Origin of the sequence: Bacillus sp. LM 4-2, assembly GCF_000978495.1 — a bacterium.
GTDB lineage: Bacteria > Bacillota > Bacilli > Bacillales > Bacillaceae > Bacillus > Bacillus subtilis.
In genome coordinates this window covers 2,242,801-2,259,835 of the sequence record NZ_CP011101.1, presented here as the reverse complement: position 1 = coordinate 2,259,835, position 17,035 = coordinate 2,242,801, and the positions used below count along the sequence as shown (strand labels likewise).

The 17,035-nt window shown below is 41.9% G+C and carries 17 protein-coding genes and 1 riboswitch; of the genes, 15 read left to right on the top strand and 2 right to left on the bottom strand.

Features of this window, described 5'->3' with window-relative positions; all coding sequences use genetic code 11:
- Positions 1-47: 47 nt before the first annotated feature.
- The 5 genes from resD to aroD all read left to right on the top strand — a co-directional run bounded on the left by resD (position 48) and on the right by aroD (position 5,245).
- Positions 48-770, top strand: coding sequence for a DNA-binding response regulator ResD (resD, locus tag bslm_RS11060; RefSeq protein WP_003246107.1), 723 nt, complete (start codon positions 48-50; stop codon positions 768-770).
- Positions 767-2,536: a sensor histidine kinase ResE gene (resE, locus tag bslm_RS11055; protein WP_046381156.1), complete on the top strand. Its 1,770-nt coding sequence runs from the start codon at positions 767-769 to the stop codon at positions 2,534-2,536. Before resD ends, resE begins: the two co-directional genes overlap by 4 nt.
- A gap of 203 nt (positions 2,537-2,739) precedes the next feature.
- Positions 2,740-3,324, top strand: coding sequence for an RNA polymerase sigma factor SigX (sigX, locus tag bslm_RS11050; protein WP_003230521.1), 585 nt, complete (start codon positions 2,740-2,742; stop codon positions 3,322-3,324).
- On the top strand, positions 3,260-4,366 hold the full coding sequence (rsiX, locus tag bslm_RS11045; RefSeq protein WP_046381155.1) for an anti-sigma-X factor RsiX: 1,107 nt from the start codon (positions 3,260-3,262) through the stop codon (positions 4,364-4,366). The genes sigX and rsiX overlap by 65 nt, the downstream gene beginning before the upstream one ends.
- A 111-nt stretch (positions 4,367-4,477) precedes the next feature.
- Positions 4,478-5,245, top strand: coding sequence for a type I 3-dehydroquinate dehydratase (gene aroD, locus bslm_RS11040; RefSeq protein WP_046381154.1), 768 nt, complete (start codon positions 4,478-4,480; stop codon positions 5,243-5,245).
- 44 nt (positions 5,246-5,289) lie between these two features.
- On the opposite strand, the gene serA is transcribed toward aroD, so the two are convergent.
- A complete protein-coding gene (gene serA, locus bslm_RS11035; protein ID WP_046381153.1) occupies positions 5,290-6,867 on the bottom strand; it encodes a phosphoglycerate dehydrogenase in 1,578 nt (525 codons plus the stop codon).
- A 208-nt stretch (positions 6,868-7,075) separates the two neighbouring features.
- Positions 7,076-7,210, top strand: a riboswitch (FMN riboswitch).
- Between the two features lie 153 nt (positions 7,211-7,363).
- On the opposite strand from serA, the gene fmnP reads away from it, so the two are divergent.
- Positions 7,364-7,936 (top strand): riboflavin transporter FmnP, encoded by a 573-nt coding sequence (gene fmnP / locus bslm_RS11030; RefSeq protein ID WP_004399159.1) that lies wholly within the window; start codon positions 7,364-7,366, stop codon positions 7,934-7,936.
- Positions 7,937-7,975: 39 nt separating this feature from the next.
- Here fmnP and bslm_RS11025 read toward each other — a convergent pair whose 3' ends face one another.
- A complete protein-coding gene (locus tag bslm_RS11025; protein WP_003225461.1) occupies positions 7,976-8,224 on the bottom strand; it encodes a ferredoxin in 249 nt (82 codons plus the stop codon).
- A 265-nt stretch (positions 8,225-8,489) separates the two neighbouring features.
- Between bslm_RS11025 and bslm_RS11020 the strand changes: the two genes are divergently transcribed.
- The 9 genes from bslm_RS11020 to bslm_RS10980 all read left to right on the top strand — a co-directional run bounded on the left by bslm_RS11020 (position 8,490) and on the right by bslm_RS10980 (position 16,960).
- A complete protein-coding gene (locus bslm_RS11020; RefSeq protein ID WP_004398594.1) occupies positions 8,490-9,548 on the top strand; it encodes a YpbB family protein in 1,059 nt (352 codons plus the stop codon).
- Positions 9,541-11,031, top strand: coding sequence for a RecQ family ATP-dependent DNA helicase (locus bslm_RS11015; RefSeq protein WP_003230528.1), 1,491 nt, complete (start codon positions 9,541-9,543; stop codon positions 11,029-11,031). The genes bslm_RS11020 and bslm_RS11015 overlap by 8 nt, the downstream gene beginning before the upstream one ends.
- Before the next feature lie 26 nt (positions 11,032-11,057).
- Positions 11,058-11,660: a CPBP family intramembrane glutamic endopeptidase gene (locus tag bslm_RS11010; RefSeq protein WP_003230529.1), complete on the top strand. Its 603-nt coding sequence runs from the start codon at positions 11,058-11,060 to the stop codon at positions 11,658-11,660.
- Entirely contained in the window at positions 11,611-12,333 is a 723-nt protein-coding gene (locus tag bslm_RS11005; protein ID WP_004398603.1) for a LysM peptidoglycan-binding domain-containing protein, read from the top strand. Before bslm_RS11010 ends, bslm_RS11005 begins: the two co-directional genes overlap by 50 nt.
- A gap of 62 nt (positions 12,334-12,395) precedes the next feature.
- A complete protein-coding gene (locus tag bslm_RS11000; RefSeq protein WP_003230531.1) occupies positions 12,396-12,839 on the top strand; it encodes a YpbF family protein in 444 nt (147 codons plus the stop codon).
- A gap of 85 nt (positions 12,840-12,924) precedes the next feature.
- Positions 12,925-13,704 (top strand): metallophosphoesterase, encoded by a 780-nt coding sequence (locus bslm_RS10995; RefSeq protein ID WP_046381152.1) that lies wholly within the window; start codon positions 12,925-12,927, stop codon positions 13,702-13,704.
- Positions 13,705-13,862: 158 nt separating this feature from the next.
- A complete protein-coding gene (locus bslm_RS10990; protein WP_003230533.1) occupies positions 13,863-14,447 on the top strand; it encodes a genetic competence negative regulator in 585 nt (194 codons plus the stop codon).
- A 155-nt stretch (positions 14,448-14,602) separates the two neighbouring features.
- Positions 14,603-15,877 (top strand): NAD-specific glutamate dehydrogenase, encoded by a 1,275-nt coding sequence (gene gudB / locus bslm_RS10985; protein ID WP_003230536.1) that lies wholly within the window; start codon positions 14,603-14,605, stop codon positions 15,875-15,877.
- 108 nt (positions 15,878-15,985) lie between these two features.
- The gene (locus bslm_RS10980; RefSeq protein WP_038429215.1) at positions 15,986-16,960 is read left to right on the top strand and encodes a YpdA family putative bacillithiol disulfide reductase; all 975 of its coding nucleotides are present in this window, start codon (positions 15,986-15,988) and stop codon (positions 16,958-16,960) included.
- The last annotated feature ends 75 nt before the right edge of the window (positions 16,961-17,035 follow it).

The following is a 17,035-nucleotide window of genomic DNA, read 5'->3' as shown; positions in this document are numbered from 1 at the left end:
CACGATTTGATAAAATGAAAGTAACAGAAGGAAAGCAGGGGGAAAACATGGACCAAACGAACGAAACAAAAATATTAGTAGTTGATGACGAAGCCAGAATTCGCCGCCTTTTAAGAATGTATCTTGAACGTGAAAATTATGCTATAGATGAAGCTGAAAATGGTGATGAAGCCATTGCCAAAGGGCTTGAAGCCAATTATGACTTAATTTTGCTTGATCTGATGATGCCGGGGACTGATGGAATTGAAGTGTGCCGGCAAATTCGTGAAAAAAAAGCGACACCCATTATTATGCTGACCGCAAAAGGAGAAGAAGCAAACCGGGTGCAGGGCTTTGAAGCGGGAACAGATGATTATATTGTTAAGCCGTTCAGCCCGAGAGAAGTCGTGCTGCGTGTAAAGGCCCTTTTGAGAAGAGCATCCCAAACCTCTTATTTCAATGCCAATACACCGACGAAAAATGTGCTCGTGTTTTCACATCTGTCAATAGACCATGATGCTCACCGCGTAACAGCTGATGGAACAGAAGTGAGCCTGACGCCAAAAGAGTATGAGCTTCTATATTTCTTAGCGAAAACGCCTGACAAGGTGTATGATCGGGAAAAGCTTCTGAAAGAAGTGTGGCAATATGAGTTTTTTGGTGATTTACGGACAGTGGACACTCACGTCAAACGCTTGAGAGAGAAGCTGAACAAGGTATCTCCGGAAGCTGCGAAAAAAATTGTCACAGTATGGGGTGTAGGTTATAAATTTGAGGTCGGCGCTGAATGAAATTTTGGAAAAGCGTAGTAGGCAAGCTGTGGTTTACGATCCTTTCACTCGTCTTGATCGTATTGTTCATATTAACGGTTCTTTTGCTGGAGTTTATTGAAAACTACCATGTGGAAGAAGCTGAGAATGATTTAACACAGCTTGCGAATAAAGTTGCTGTCATCCTAGAAAATCACGAGGACCAGGCACTGGCAAGGTCAATCACTTGGGAGCTCGCTGATAACTTAACAAGCATTGCCATCATCCAGGATGAGAAGAACCACTGGTATTCTCCGAATGATAAAAATCGCCTGTCGTCTATAACGGTTGAGCAAATACAGCATGACAAAGACTTAAATAAAGCTCTCCAAGACCATAAAAAAGTAAGCAAACGGACGGGGCTGAGCGATACAGACACGGATAATGAACGCCTGATTGTAGGTGTCCCGTATGAAAAAGACGGAAAGAAAGGCATGGTCTTTTTATCCCAGTCTTTGCTTGCCGTTAAAGATACAACAAAACATACGACCCGCTATATTTTTCTTGCCGCTGGAATTGCGATTGTGCTGACCACATTTTTCGCATTCTTTTTATCAAGCAGGGTCACGTACCCTCTCCGAAAAATGAGAGAAGGCGCGCAGGATTTGGCGAAGGGCAAGTTCGATACAAAAATCCCGATTTTAACTCAGGATGAAATCGGTGAACTGGCGACCGCTTTTAATCAAATGGGCCGGCAGCTTAACTTTCATATCAATGCGCTCAATCAAGAAAAAGAGCAGCTTTCTAACATTTTGAGCAGTATGGCTGACGGGGTTATTACCATTAATATTGACGGTACGATTCTTGTGACCAACCCGCCGGCTGAACGTTTTCTTCAGGCTTGGTATTATGAACAGAACATGAATATCAAAGAAGGCGACAACCTTCCGCCTGAAGCAAAAGAGCTGTTTCAAAACGCTGTCAGCACTGAAAAAGAACAAATGATTGAGATGACGCTGCAAGGCAGATCATGGGTGCTTTTGATGTCGCCGCTTTATGCGGAATCGCACGTAAGAGGAGCGGTTGCCGTACTGCGTGACATGACAGAAGAACGCCGCCTTGATAAGCTGCGGGAGGACTTTATCGCAAATGTCAGTCATGAGCTGAGAACACCGATCTCCATGCTTCAGGGATACAGTGAAGCAATTGTTGATGACATTGCAAGCTCTGAAGAAGACCGGAAAGAAATTGCCCAAATCATTTATGACGAATCACTCCGAATGGGCCGTTTAGTTAATGATTTGCTTGATTTAGCCCGAATGGAATCAGGCCATACAGGCTTACATTATGAAAAAATCAATGTGAATGAGTTTTTAGAAAAGATCATTCGGAAGTTTTCCGGTGTTGCGAAAGAAAAAAATATTGCTTTAGATCATGACATTTCTCTCACAGAAGAGGAATTTATGTTTGATGAAGACAAGATGGAGCAGGTATTTACCAATTTGATTGATAACGCGCTGCGGCATACTTCAGCCGGCGGCAGTGTCTCCATTTCAGTCCATTCTGTGAAGGATGGATTGAAAATTGATATCAAAGACTCCGGGTCTGGCATACCGGAAGAAGATCTGCCATTTATCTTTGAGCGGTTTTATAAGGCAGATAAAGCGCGGACAAGGGGCAGAGCAGGAACCGGGTTAGGGCTGGCTATCGTTAAAAATATCGTGGAAGCCCACAACGGATCAATCACTGTGCACAGCCGAATAGATAAAGGAACAACATTTACTTTTTATATTCCGACAAAACGGTAAAATCGAGTCTGAATTTGCCGAAGAATCTTGTTCCATAAGAAACACCCGCTGACTGAGCGGGTGTTTTTTTAATAGCCAACATTAATAAAATTTAAGGATATGTTAATATAAATTCCCTTCCAAATTCCAGTTACTCGTAATATAGTTGTAATGTAACTTTTCAAGCTATTCATACGACAAAAAAGTGAACGGAGGGGTTTCAAATGGAAGAAACCTTTCAATTATTATATGATACATATCATCAAGATTTGTACCAATTTTTATTTTATATGGTAAAGGATAAAAACCAGACAGAAGACCTTCTTCAAGAGGTTTATATCCGGGTATTAAATTCTTATCATACGTTTGAAGGAAGAAGCAGTGAAAAAACATGGCTTTTGTCTATCGCACGCCATGTTGCGATAGACTGGTTCCGTAAACAGCAAACAATCAGACAGCGTATACTCGGTACATTTGACTGGGATACACAGGATGTCAGGGATCAGCAATTGCTGCCGGACGAACTTGCGGTTCAACATGAAAATGTCCGGGAAATTTATGCTGCGCTTGATCAATGTACAATCGATCAAAGAGCTGTGATTATCTTGCGGTTTATTCAGGGATATTCAATACAGGAAACAGCCAAGGCTCTGCGCTTCTCGGAAAGCAAAGTAAAAACGACCCAACACAGAGGGCTCAAAGTACTTCGGAAACATATGGAGCTTTTGAGGGAGGAGCTAATGGATGATGAAGTCAGAATGGAACGAAGAACAGATAAAGGAGTTGTTAAGTCAACTTCCGGCAGTTAAAGACCATCGTTCGCCTCAGGATATTTACAAGCGGCTGACGATGGCAAAGCGTAAAAATAAGCCCGCTGTCAAGTGGATTGGCCCCGCGTGTGCCGCTGCAATTGCGGTTTATATCGCCTTCATTATTTCTCCTCATTTCTTTGATCAGGCACAGCCTCAACAAAAAGAAGCGTCCCAAGAGAACGCAGTAACGAAAACTGAGACAGAAGACAGCCCAAAAGCTGCATCATCCCTGGATCATACATCGTTTGTTGTACCTGAAAAGGAACAAGACAATTACATCACTGTAGCAGTTGCTGATGCCGATACATCCGCAATCATACCCGTCAGCATCCAAAAAACAAATGCAGACCAAACGATCCAGGATATGCTGTTTGAAAGTAGTGAATTGGGCATCCTTGATCATGCCATTACAATTCCATCCTTCATAGATGAAGTAGAAATAAAAGAAAAACCAAAGCAGAAGGAATTAAGTATACGAGTCCATCAGCCAGCTACGGCATTTTCTGTAAAAGATGATACACTGTTAAAAAAATTGCTTAAAGAATCCTTAAAATGGAGTCCTTATGAAAAAGTCAAATTTTTATCGGATCAAAATGAGAGTGGGGTTCGGATTGGCTCATATGGCACTTTTACGGAAATTTCGATTCCCAAACAGTCAAAACGATCCTACTACTTGTACCAAAATAAACAAGGACAAGACTTTCTCGTTCCGTCAAATCATTCTTTTGATACAGTAAAAGAAGCGATTAAGGAAATGGAATCGAGCAGTCAAAAAGATACAACACCGCTTATTCAAGCGGGTACTGTCCAATCTGTAACGAAGAAACAGAAGCACTTATATATCCGTTTCTCAAAGGACTCAGAAGTTGAGGATTCTATTGCCAGTATTTTAATGATTGAGGGACTTCTTTTAACCGCAAAAGAGTTTGGCTTCACAGAAGTGACCTTTACCGAAACCAGAACAAACAAAATCGGCAAATATGACGTATCAGATGCAATTCCGGTACCGGCTGCTCCAAATCCGATTTTCTTAAACTAAAATGGGCCCTTTGAGGCTCTTTTTTAGTTGCTATTCATATAATAGAAATTTTCAAAAAAAAGTTGTACGTGTATAATAAAACAAGGTAACGATTGAAAGGATTTGAGATGAGTGAACGTGTTAACAATTAAAGGAGTTTCCATTGGGGAAGGAATGCCGAAAATCATCGTTCCGCTGATGGGAAAGACGGAAAAACAAATTCTGAATGAAGCAGAGGCAGTAAAATTACTGAATCCGGACATTGTTGAATGGAGAGTCGACGTATTTGAAAAAGCGAATGACAGAGAAGCGGTCACAAAGCTCATTTCTAAGCTTCGTAAATCTTTAGAAGACAAGCTATTTCTATTTACATTCAGAACCCACAAAGAGGGCGGGAGCATGGAGATGGACGAAAGCTCCTATCTTGCTTTGCTGGAATCGGCAATCCAAACAAAAGACATCGATCTGATAGACATCGAATTATTTTCAGGAGATGCAAATGTAAAGGCGTTAGTATCGCTGGCGGAAAAAAACAACGTCTATGTGGTGATGTCAAATCACGACTTTGAAAAAACACCTGTAAAAGATGAAATTCTTTCCAGACTTCGAAAAATGCAGGACTTAGGCGCGCATATTCCAAAAATGGCTGTTATGCCGAATGATACTGGAGATCTCCTAACACTGCTTGATGCGACGTATACAATGAAAACAAAATATGCAGACCGCCCCATTATTACAATGTCAATGGCTGCAACAGGGCTCATCAGTAGGCTGAGCGGTGAGGTTTTTGGATCGGCTTGTACTTTTGGAGCTGGAGAAGAGGCGTCCGCACCAGGTCAAATACCTGTTTCTGAGCTAAGGAGTGTCTTAGATATTTTGCATAAAAACACACGGGGATAGAAATAAAAAAACTCAAGCTATATAGATAGCTTGAGTTTTTTTGATTATGGCAGATCAATGAGTTTCACAGACACAATATCAGGGACATTTGTTAGTTCTTTCACAATTTTATCTTCCAGATGTCTGTCAAAGGAAAGCATCATGATGGCTTCTCCGCCTTTTTCCTTACGGCCAACCTGCATAGTTGCAATGTTAATATCGTTATCTCCGAGAATACGTCCTACTCGGCCGATGACACCTGTTGTATCTTGATGCTGGATATACACCAAGTGACCTGTCGGATAAAAATCAATATTAAATCCATTGATCTCGACAATTCGTTCTCCGAAATGAGGAATATACGTAGCCGTTACAGTAAAGGTGCTGCGGTCTCCTGTCACTTTTACGCTGATGCAGTTATCGTATCCAGATTCAGAAGAGGAAATTTTTTCACTGAAGCTGATGCCGCGTTCTTTTGCGACACCCCCGGCATTGACCTCATTAACAGTAGAGTCAACGCGCGGTTTTAAAAAGCCTGACAGAAGGGCTTTTGTAATGAACGATGTTTCAAGTTTAGCAATTGTGCCTTCATATTGAATGGCAACATCCTGTACTGGTTCTTTCATGCACTGTGATACAAGGCTGCCAATTTTTCCTGCAATTTGATGGTAGGGCTTAATTTTAGCAAATTCATCTTTTGTCATGGCAGGCAGGTTGATAGCTGACATGACAGGCAGGCCTTTTGCGAACTGCAGAACTTCTTCTGACACTTGGGCGGCGACATTGAGCTGTGCTTCTTTCGTTGATGCTCCCAAGTGAGGAGTGGCAATGACTAATGGATGATCAACAAGTTTGTTGTCAACTGGCGGTTCAACTTCGAAAACGTCAAGCGCTGCTCCCGCAACATGCCCGTTTTCCAAAGCTTCGAGAAGTGCTGCTTCATCGATAATTCCGCCTCGCGCACAGTTAATTAAGCGAACGCCTTTTTTCGTTTTTGCAATCGTTTCTTTATTCAATAAGCCTTTTGTTTCTTTTGTTAAAGGCGTGTGAACGGTAATGATATCCGCACTTTCAAGCACTTCTTCAAATGTACGGCTGTTTACGCCGATTTTTTTCGCTCTTTCTTCCGTTAAGAAAGGATCAAAAACGTGCACAGTCATACCGAACGCTCTCGCACGCTGTGCAATTTCACTTCCGATTCGGCCTAATCCTACAATACCAAGCGTTTTTCCATAAAGCTCTAAACCGACATAAGCTGTGCGGTTCCACTCTCTGGATTTCACTGAGATATTAGCCTGCGGAATGTGTCTCATTAAAGAAGAGATCATTGCAAATGTATGCTCAGCTGTCGAAATGGTGTTGCCGTTCGGAGCATTGATCACGATTACCCCGTGTTTCGTAGCCTCATCAATATCGATATTATCGACACCGACACCGGCTCTTCCGACAATTTTTAAAGAAGTCATTTTGTTGAAAAGGTCTTCTGTTACTTTTGTCGCGCTTCGCACCAAAAGAGCATCAAAAGTATGTAATTCATCTTCTGCATCTGCTACGTTTTTTTGAACGATTTCAATAAAGTCTGATTCAATAAGTGGCTGTAAACCGTCGTTGCTCATTTTGTCTGAGACCAATACTCGAAACATCGTTAGATTTCCTCCTAAATTGACAAACTAAATATCTGATAATTTAACATATTCTCAAAAGAGTGTCAACGTGTATTGACGCAGTAAAGGATAAAAGTAAAGCCTAATAAATCAATGATCTGACAGCTTGCAGGTAATATATTTAATTTGAAGCAATTCTCTATACAGCCAACCAGTTATCGTTTATAATGTAATTAAATTTCATATGATCAATCTTCGGGGCAGGGTGAAATTCCCTACCGGCGGTGATGAGCCAATGGCTCTAAGCCCGCGAGCTGTCTTTACAGCAGGATTCGGTGAGATTCCGGAGCCGACAGTACAGTCTGGATGGGAGAAGATGGAGGTTCATAAGCGTTTTGAAATTGAATTTTTCAAACGTTTCTTTGCCTAGCCTAATTTTCGAAACCCCGCTTTTATATATGAAGCGGTTTTTTTATTGGCTGGAAAAGAACCTTTCCGTTTTCGAGTAAGATGTGATCGAAAAGGAGAGAATGAAGTGAAAGTAAAAAAATTAGTTGTGGTCAGCATGCTGAGCAGCATTGCATTTGTTTTGATGCTGTTAAATTTCCCGTTTCCGGGTCTTCCGGATTATTTAAAAATCGATTTTAGCGACGTTCCCGCAATTATTGCCATTCTGATTTACGGACCTTTGGCGGGTATTGCCGTAGAAGCGATAAAAAATGTTCTTCAGTATATCATTCAGGGAAGCATGGCCGGAGTTCCTGTAGGGCAAGTTGCGAATTTTATTGCAGGAACACTCTTTATATTACCGACTGCTTTCTTATTTAAAAAACTCAACTCAGCAAAGGGCTTGGCTGTCAGCCTGCTTTTGGGAACTGCAGCGATGACCATTTTAATGAGTATTTTAAATTATGTTCTGATTCTTCCGGCATACACGTGGTTTTTACATTCACCGGCATTATCCGACAGCGCGCTAAAAACAGCAGTCGTCGCAGGTATCCTGCCGTTTAACATGATAAAAGGTATTGTAATTACGGTTGTATTCTCACTAATTTTTATCAAGCTTAAGCCATGGATTGAGCAGCAGCGAAGTGCACATATCCATTAAATAAAAAAGCTCCCGTTCGGGAGCTTTTTTTAGTTACTTCTATTCAAATTTAAGCGGGTCGCCTTCAAATGGCTCATCCGCCACTTTGATGGAATCAGTAGGGCATCCTTCAAATGCGTCAATCATATCTTCTTCCAGTACCTCAGGAACTTCGACAACACCTTTGTTTTCATCAAGCGTTACGAACGCGATGCCTTCATCATCGTAATCGTAAATGTCTGGTGCAGCAGCTCCGCAAGCGCCGCATGCAATACATGTATCTTTGTCTACGATTGTGTACTTTGCCATGAATAAAACCTCCCAGATTGTTCTTGGTGGAACAAATGGATCAATCTTTATATTTAATCAATTTAACACCTATTCCTCTTACTTATTGTAATGATGTTGCTGCCACATTTCAACAGAAAAATGATTGAGAATGCTTATCACATAAGGGGTTATCTACATAACATCCCCCTTAATGATGACTTTAAACGTCGATTTCTGTTTGAAATCTGTTAAAATAAAAAGAGCAAATCAACGATTTTTGTCAGGAAGAATGTAGGTGGATAGGTTGTCATTAAATTACTTCGATATTATGGTTCTCGATTGTCTTTGCAAAATAAACGGGGAACGGTCGGGAAGCGCTGTTTTTCACCTATTCAAAGGCAAGAGATCGTCACAGACCATTCAAGATGCCGGCTTATTTCAGACTGCAAAATACTTTGGAATGGCGGCAAAATGTTCGAGAAGCGATATTTCTGCGTCGCTTGACAAGCTTGAAAAGCATTCATATCTCGCGCCAATGTCTGAATCAGATACATACAAAGTGACAGCCAGCGGCGCAGCAGTTTTGAGACATGCCCTTAGCGAGCGGCCTTGGCCCGTTCATTGTCACGGCGCTCATTATCAGCAGGCTGCCGGCGTGCTTTGGAAAAGGCTTTCGCTGCTTGTGCAGGTCCTATCCCATAAACAGCAAGGGAGCAGGCAGTATATCCCTGTCACAAAGGATCATAAGACACTTCACTGGGTAAAGAAATACCTGTCCCGGCATACGGATCATATAGAGATGGCAAAAAGCCTTTTTGCCATGCTTGAGGCGCATTTGAAAAAGATTGAAAACAAAGCAGCGCAAATTTTTGTCTACTCCTTAACCTCGCACCATCGGATCGGTTATACGAGCAGGCAGCTTGCTGATACGCTGAAAGAAGACGAATGGTATGTCTATATCATGTTTTGGGCTTCGGTACATTATTTTATTCATTCTCTTCCGGAGTGTGAAGATGCTTTGTTAAAGGATCTCCTTTCTGATGTGCACTTAGATAATGCCCTGACAGAGTCGACGAGGAAAACATGGCAGATGGTCAAACAAGGGTTTCCGATACAGCGAATTGCTGAAATCAGAAAGCTGAAAACAGCGACGATTGAAGACCACATTGTCGAGATTTCTCTCCATGAGCCTGCGTTTATGATTAATGACTATGTATCAGCAGAAGACCAGCTTCAAATCGCAGAGTTTGCCAAACGGATGCGGACGAATAAAATCAAACAAATTCGCGACGGGCTGGAACAGCGGTTCAGCTACTTTCAAATCAGACTGGCATTGACAAAGCAGGTGCAGCAATATGACTAAATTACAGCAAACGTTATATCAGTTTTTTGGTTTTACTTCCTTTAAAAAAGGGCAGCAGGACATTATTGAAAGCATACTCAGCGGGAAGGATACCATTGCAATGCTCCCGACTGGGGGAGGGAAATCGCTTTGCTACCAGCTGCCTGGTTATATGCTTGATGGCATGGTATTAATCGTTTCTCCACTGCTTTCTTTAATGGAGGATCAGGTGCAGCAGCTCAAAGCCCGGGGGGAAAAGCGTGCTGCAGCTTTGAACAGCATGCTTAACAGGCAGGAAAGACAATTTGTTTTAGAACATATTCATCGATATAAATTTTTGTACTTGTCTCCTGAAGCTTTACAGTCTCCATATGTATTGGAAAAATTGAAAAGCGTTCCGATTAGCCTATTTGTTATTGACGAAGCGCATTGTATTTCTGAATGGGGACACGACTTCAGGCCTGATTATTCAAAGCTCGGACAGCTGAGAAAAAAACTTGGACACCCACCCGTTCTGGCATTGACCGCCACGGCTACAAAGGAAACGCTGCAAGATGTCATGAACCTGCTGGAGCTGCAGCATGCTGTACGCCATCTCAACTCAGTCAACCGCCCAAACATCGCACTGAGGGTTGAAAATGCGGCGGATACTGCCGAAAAAATAGATAGGGTCATTCAGCTGGTTGAAAACCTGCAAGGTCCGGGAATTGTTTATTGTCCAACACGGAAATGGGCTAAGGAATTAGCGGGTGAAATTAAAAGCAAAACGAGCAGCAGAGCCGACTTTTACCATGGCGGTTTGGAGTCAGGGGACAGGATTTTAATTCAGCAGCAGTTTATTCATAACCAGCTTGATGTGATATGTTGTACGAATGCGTTTGGAATGGGTGTCGATAAACCTGATATCAGATATGTGATTCATTTTCATCTCCCGCAGACGGCAGAAGCTTTTATGCAGGAAATCGGCAGAGCGGGACGCGACGGAAAGCCGAGTGTCAGCATTTTGCTGCGGGCGCCAGGGGATTTTGAATTGCAGGAACAAATTATCCAGATGGAGAGTGTCACAGCTGAAGAAATCGCCGACGTAATCCGTGTGCTAGAGAAGACGGAGGAGCGGGATGAGAGAAGGCTGCGTGACGTATTACTTCAGTATGGCGTCGGAGAGACACAGGCCCGTATGATGATTCATCTCTTTATGCAGGGAAAAACATCAGTTGAACTGATGAAGAAAGAAATTTCATATCGCATGGAGCTGAAGCTGGAAAAAATGCACCGTGTATCATTTTTGCTTCAGCGTGACGGCTGTTTAAGGCAGGCACTGTTAACCTACTTTGATGAATCATACGAGCCTGATGACGGAAACCTCCCGTGCTGTTCACATTGCGGTTTTGATTTATCCTTGTATGAACAAAAAGGGGAACGGAGTAAAATGGCGCCATTAGACAGCTGGAGTTCGGAATTGCACCGGATATTCAGCTTGCAGACTGTAGGTGAGCTGAACTGAAACAGCAAAAAGATTATATTCAGCATATGACTGACCATGATATGCTGAAGCAGTTATATTTGACGCAGCTACTCATCATCTTTGCCGCTGCTGCAGCAGGACTGTTCTTTTTTGAGGATGTACGGGACGTATTAAAGCTCTGGGACATTCGCGATATGCGAATCATCTGGTATGGTGTTTCTATAGCTGTTATTGTTATTTTAGCCGATATGGCAGTAATGAAATGGTTTCCGTCTCATTTATATGATGACGGCGGAATCAATAAAAAAATATTCAGTAAGAGGTCAATCCCTCATATTATATTTTTAACGCTTCTGATTGCTTTCGCGGAAGAAATGTTATTCAGAGGAGTGCTGCAGACTCATATCGGTTTATGGACGGCCAGCCTTATATTTGCCGCTCTGCACTTTCGGTATTTGTCAAAATGGCTGTTATTTATTATGGTGACAGCAATCAGCTTTTTGCTCGGTCTGATGTATGAATGGACCGGCAACTTATTTGTTCCGATGACGGCGCATTTTATCATTGATGCCGTGTTTGCCTGTCAGATTCGTTTTGAACATGTGAGGAGGGATAAACATGACGAACATGTCGAGAGTAGAGAGAAGAAAAGCCCAGAATCTTTATGAAGATCAAAACGCCGCATTGGCGGACGATTATGTCGATGATGGAGAAAGCCTTCCGACAAGACAATCTGTAAAAAATCAAAGAGAACAGAAAAAAAAGCAAGGCAAAACAAAAACGCCATTATTCACAGTACTCGCAGTAATATTTGTATTTGTGCCGGTTATCGTTTTAGTCACCTTATTTTATCTAAAGAGCCACCCGGATAATCATGACGATTATGAAGATGTTTTTATTGACAGCAGCCAAAGCAAATATGAGGTTGTCCCGAAATCAGAGGATAAAAACGATACCGCAGACACTAAAGAAACCGCACTGCAGAAGGAGTCAAAAAAAGAGCCAGAAGATTCCAAGCCAAAAGAGCAAACAGCTGCTGATAAGAAACAGACTGCTGTAGCGGAAAAAGAAGACTCGCCAAATAAGGAGGAAGCAACCGCCGCGGCTGCTTCCTCTTCCCAATCAACAGTACAACAGCAAGAACAGCCAGCTGAGCCAGTTCAAAATGTGCCGAATCGCGTTGTCAAGCACACCGTCCAAAAGAAAGAAACGCTATACCGCATTTCCATGAAGTATTATAAAAGCCGGACAGGAGAAGAAAAAATTCGAGCATATAATCATCTGAATGGAAATGATGTTTACACCGGACAAGTTTTGGACATCCCTTTAATGGATGAATAGGGTATTATTTTTATTTTACGTTCATATATTGTAGCAATGAAAATGGACAAGGTGTGAAGCGTATGGAATCCTTATGGAATCAGCTGGATCAGTTTACAGACGCGCCGACCAAACAGATGCTCCAAGCGCTGGTAAAACGAAAACAAAAATTCGAAAATTATGCAGCACAATGCCGCAGATGGCGATGGGCTTCACTTATCTGCCTAGGCTTATTATGTGTTATGATCATGATCAAAAGCCCGGAGCCTCAGCTTATACTTCAAGAAATACTTAGCCATACCTTTTATTTATTTTGGATGCTGGCAACCGCTTTTGCCTACTGCACTTCATATTATTTCAAGAAAAAGGAAGAAAAATCCGAGACTGATTTCCATAAACTGAGATGTGAAATTATTCAGAAAAGCACTGATCTCTGGCCGCAGCCCGATAAATGGAAGGCGAGAGAGTCTGTTTTTCATATGATGAAGCACAAATATGACATTAATCTATATTTTGAAAGTAAATAAAATGGGGCGTTTTCTCAAACGATAGAAACGTCTTTTTTTATTGTCCGTCTTATTGATAAGTTCTAAAAAGAATGGAGAGTTTTTTATGAAGCTATCAGTGAAAATTGCCGGTGTACTAACTGTTGCGGCAGCGGCAATGACGGCAAAAATGTATGCAACAGCAAAAGGCAATCATTTGAAGACACATACGTTTCCTTTATCAAAGATGAAGGGCAAGCCGCCTCTGACAATCTTTTTTATTTCAGACATTCACAAACGTCTCATCGATCAAGACCTTTTAGAAAAAGCGCGAAGCCATGCCCCCCACTTGGTTATAATCGGCGGTGATTTAGCTGAGGGCGGGGTGCCCAGTGCGAGAATCGAGGAAAACATCAAAAGGCTCGTACAATTCGGGGTCCCTATCGTGTTTGTGTGGGGGAATAATGATTATGAAGTCAGGCAGCATAAGCTGTATTCCATATTTAAAGCGCACGGCGTCATCACTCTGAGAAATGAGTCAGTCCCGTTTTCATACAATGGGCATACGATTGCGATTGCGGGGGTTGATGATATCAGGATGGAGATGGATCATTATGAGGAAGCCATCAAAGAACTTGATGAAAGCCAGCTGAATATTCTGGTTTGCCATAATCCGGAGATTCATGAACAAATCAATGAAGATGACGGTATTGATGTGATACTCAGCGGACATACCCATGGAGGCCAGATCAGGTTTGGAAAATTCGGTCCTTATGAACTGGGGAAAACAGGTATTGTTAAAAACGCGGCATATCTGATCAGCAACGGCTACGGCACGACAAAAGTGCCTCTTCGTTTAGGTGCTGAGCCTGAAACACACATTGTGACTCTTTGCGGGCCAGAATAACTTCTAAAAAGCAAAAATCCATATGGCAATAAAAACTGCATTGTGCTTGTCTTACTAGTGAACTCAGTGTAAACTGATAACAATTAAGAACCTATGACTCATCATCTCATATAATGTGTTATATGATTTGTGTGCAAGTAGAGGCAGGAGGGAACGTTATGCGGCTTGAGCGTCTGAATTATAATAAGATCAAAATCTTTTTAACCCTCGATGATTTGACAGACCGGGGATTGACAAAAGAAGACCTCTGGAAGGACTCATTTAAAGTCCACCAGTTATTTAAAGATATGATGAATGAAGCAAATACAGAGCTCGGCTTTGAAGCGAATGGACCGATTGCAGTGGAAGTGTATTCTCTCCAAGCACAAGGGATGGTCGTGATTGTAACAAAGAACCAAGACGCCGATTCAGAAGACGATGAGTATGATGATGATTACATCGAAATGCAAGTCAAGCTTGATGAAAGCGCGGACATCATATATCAATTCCATTCCTTTGAAGATATCATTCAGCTTTCAGAAAGCTTACAGCGAATCGGTATCACAGGGGGAACTGTCTACCACTATGACGGGCAGTACTTTTTAAGCCTTGAAGATCTAGGGTCACATACGGCTGAAGGGGTTGTGGCGGTTCTGGCTGAATACGGCAATCCGACAACTTTAACGATTTATCGCCTGCAAGAGTATGGTAAGCTCATTATGGACGGTAATGCCGTAGAGACGATACAAACTCATTTTTCATAAGAATGCAACGGAAAACTGCTGATTTCAGCAGTTTTTTTTCGTTAAAAAACATGGAAAAACATAACGTTTATTCTATGCACAGATCATATGAAGGTGTATACTATTCTCTGAAAGGGAGCATGTGAGAAACAGAAGATTCTAGGAGGTTAACTCAAATGGCAGCCGATCGAAACACCGGTCATACAGAAGAGGACAAACTTGATGTATTAAAATCAACCCAAACCGTAATACATAAGGCTCTGGAAAAATTGGGATATCCCGAAGAGGTATACGAATTGTTAAAAGAGCCGATGAGATTATTAACGGTAAAAATACCTGTTCGTATGGACGACGGTTCAGTAAAGATTTTCACAGGATATCGTGCGCAGCACAATGACTCTGTCGGTCCAACGAAAGGCGGGATACGTTTTCACCCGAACGTAACAGAAAAAGAGGTGAAGGCGCTTTCAATTTGGATGAGTTTAAAATGCGGCATAATTGATCTTCCATATGGCGGTGGTAAAGGCGGAATTGTTTGTGATCCAAGGGATATGTCGTTTAGAGAGCTTGAGCGTCTGAGCAGAGGGTATGTCAGAGCGATCAGCCAAATTGTCGGCCCGACAAAAGACGTGCCGGCACCGGATGTATTTACAAACTCACAAATCATGGCTTGGATGATGGATGAGTATTCAAGAATTGATGAATTTAATTCGCCTGGATTTATTACAGGCAAACCGCTTGTGCTTGGCGGATCTCACGGGAGAGAATCTGCGACAGCAAAAGGTGTTACCATCTGTATTAAAGAAGCGGCTAAGAAGAGAGGCATCGATATTAAAGGTGCGCGTGTCGTTGTCCAAGGCTTCGGAAACGCGGGAAGCTATTTGGCAAAATTTATGCATGATGCGGGGGCAAAAGTTGTCGGCATCTCAGATGCGTATGGCGGACTTTATGATCCGGAAGGCCTTGATATCGATTATTTACTTGACCGACGCGACAGCTTCGGTACCGTAACAAAGCTTTTCAACGATACCATTACCAACCAAGAGCTGCTGGAGCTGGATTGTGATATTCTCGTTCCTGCTGCGATTGAAAATCAAATTACAGAAGAAAATGCCCATAATATCCGGGCTAAAATTGTCGTTGAAGCAGCGAATGGGCCAACAACGCTTGAAGGAACAAAGATTCTTTCAGACCGGGACATTCTGCTTGTACCAGACGTGCTGGCAAGTGCCGGTGGCGTAACAGTTTCTTATTTTGAATGGGTTCAGAATAACCAAGGCTTCTACTGGAGTGAAGAAGAGGTAGAAGAAAAATTAGAAAAAATGATGGTCAAATCATTTAACAATATTTATGAAATGGCTAACAACCGAAGAATTGACATGAGGCTCGCTGCATATATGGTCGGCGTTCGCAAAATGGCTGAAGCTTCGCGTTTTAGAGGCTGGATATAAGTTGATGATTTGCATAAAAATAAAAAATCTCCTATGATAAAATAGGAGATTTTTTTATTCGGAAATAGAAAATATGAAGTGAAATGCCAATCGCAGGAGTTGACAGAAATGATTCAAGAAAAAGCAATTATTATAGGCGGAGGACCTTGTGGACTATCTGCTGCCATTCACCTAAAACAAATTGGCATTGATGCCCTCGTCATTGAAAAAGGCAATGTCGTTAACAGTATTTACAATTATCCGACGCATCAAACCTTTTTCAGCTCAAGTGAAAAGCTCGAAATCGGAGATGTCGCATTTATTACAGAGAACAGGAAGCCTGTCAGAATCCAGGCTTTATCGTATTACCGTGAAGTCGTTAAACGGAAAAACATCCGTGTTAATGCGTTTGAAATGGTGCATAAAGTGACGAAAACGCAAAAAAACACATTCGTTATTGAGACGTCAAAAGAGACCTACACGACGCCATATTGTATCATCGCCACAGGCTATTATGATCATCCAAACTATATGAATGTACCCGGTGAGAATTTGCCGAAAGTATTTCATTATTTTAAAGAAGGCCACCCGTATTTTGATAAAGATGTTGTTGTCATCGGCGGGAAAAATTCAAGCGTGGATGCTGCCCTTGAACTCGTGAAATCTGGGGCGCGTGTCACAGTTTTATATAGGGGCAATGAGTATTCTCCAAGCATTAAGCCGTGGATTCTGCCGGAATTTGAAGCCCTCGTCAGAAACGGTACAATCCGTATGGAATTTGGCGCTTGTGTCGAAAAAATCACCGAGGATGAAGTTGTGTTTCGCTCCGGAGAGAAAGAACTCATTACCATTAAAAATGATTTTGTATTTGCCATGACAGGCTATCATCCTGATCATCAATTTCTTGAAAAAATTGGTGTTGAAATTGATAAAGAAACAGGGCGTCCATATTTCAACGAAGAAACGATGGAAACGAACGTTGAAGGTGTCTTTATTGCCGGGGTTATTGCTGCGGGAAACAATGCAAATGAAATATTTATTGAAAACGGCAGATTTCACGGGGGGCATATCGCAGCGGAAATCGCCAAAAGAGAAAACCATTAAAGATAAGGAGCATATGATGCATTCGTATGCTCTTTTTGTTTTTTTAAGTGCAGACAGATGTAAAATTTTAAACAA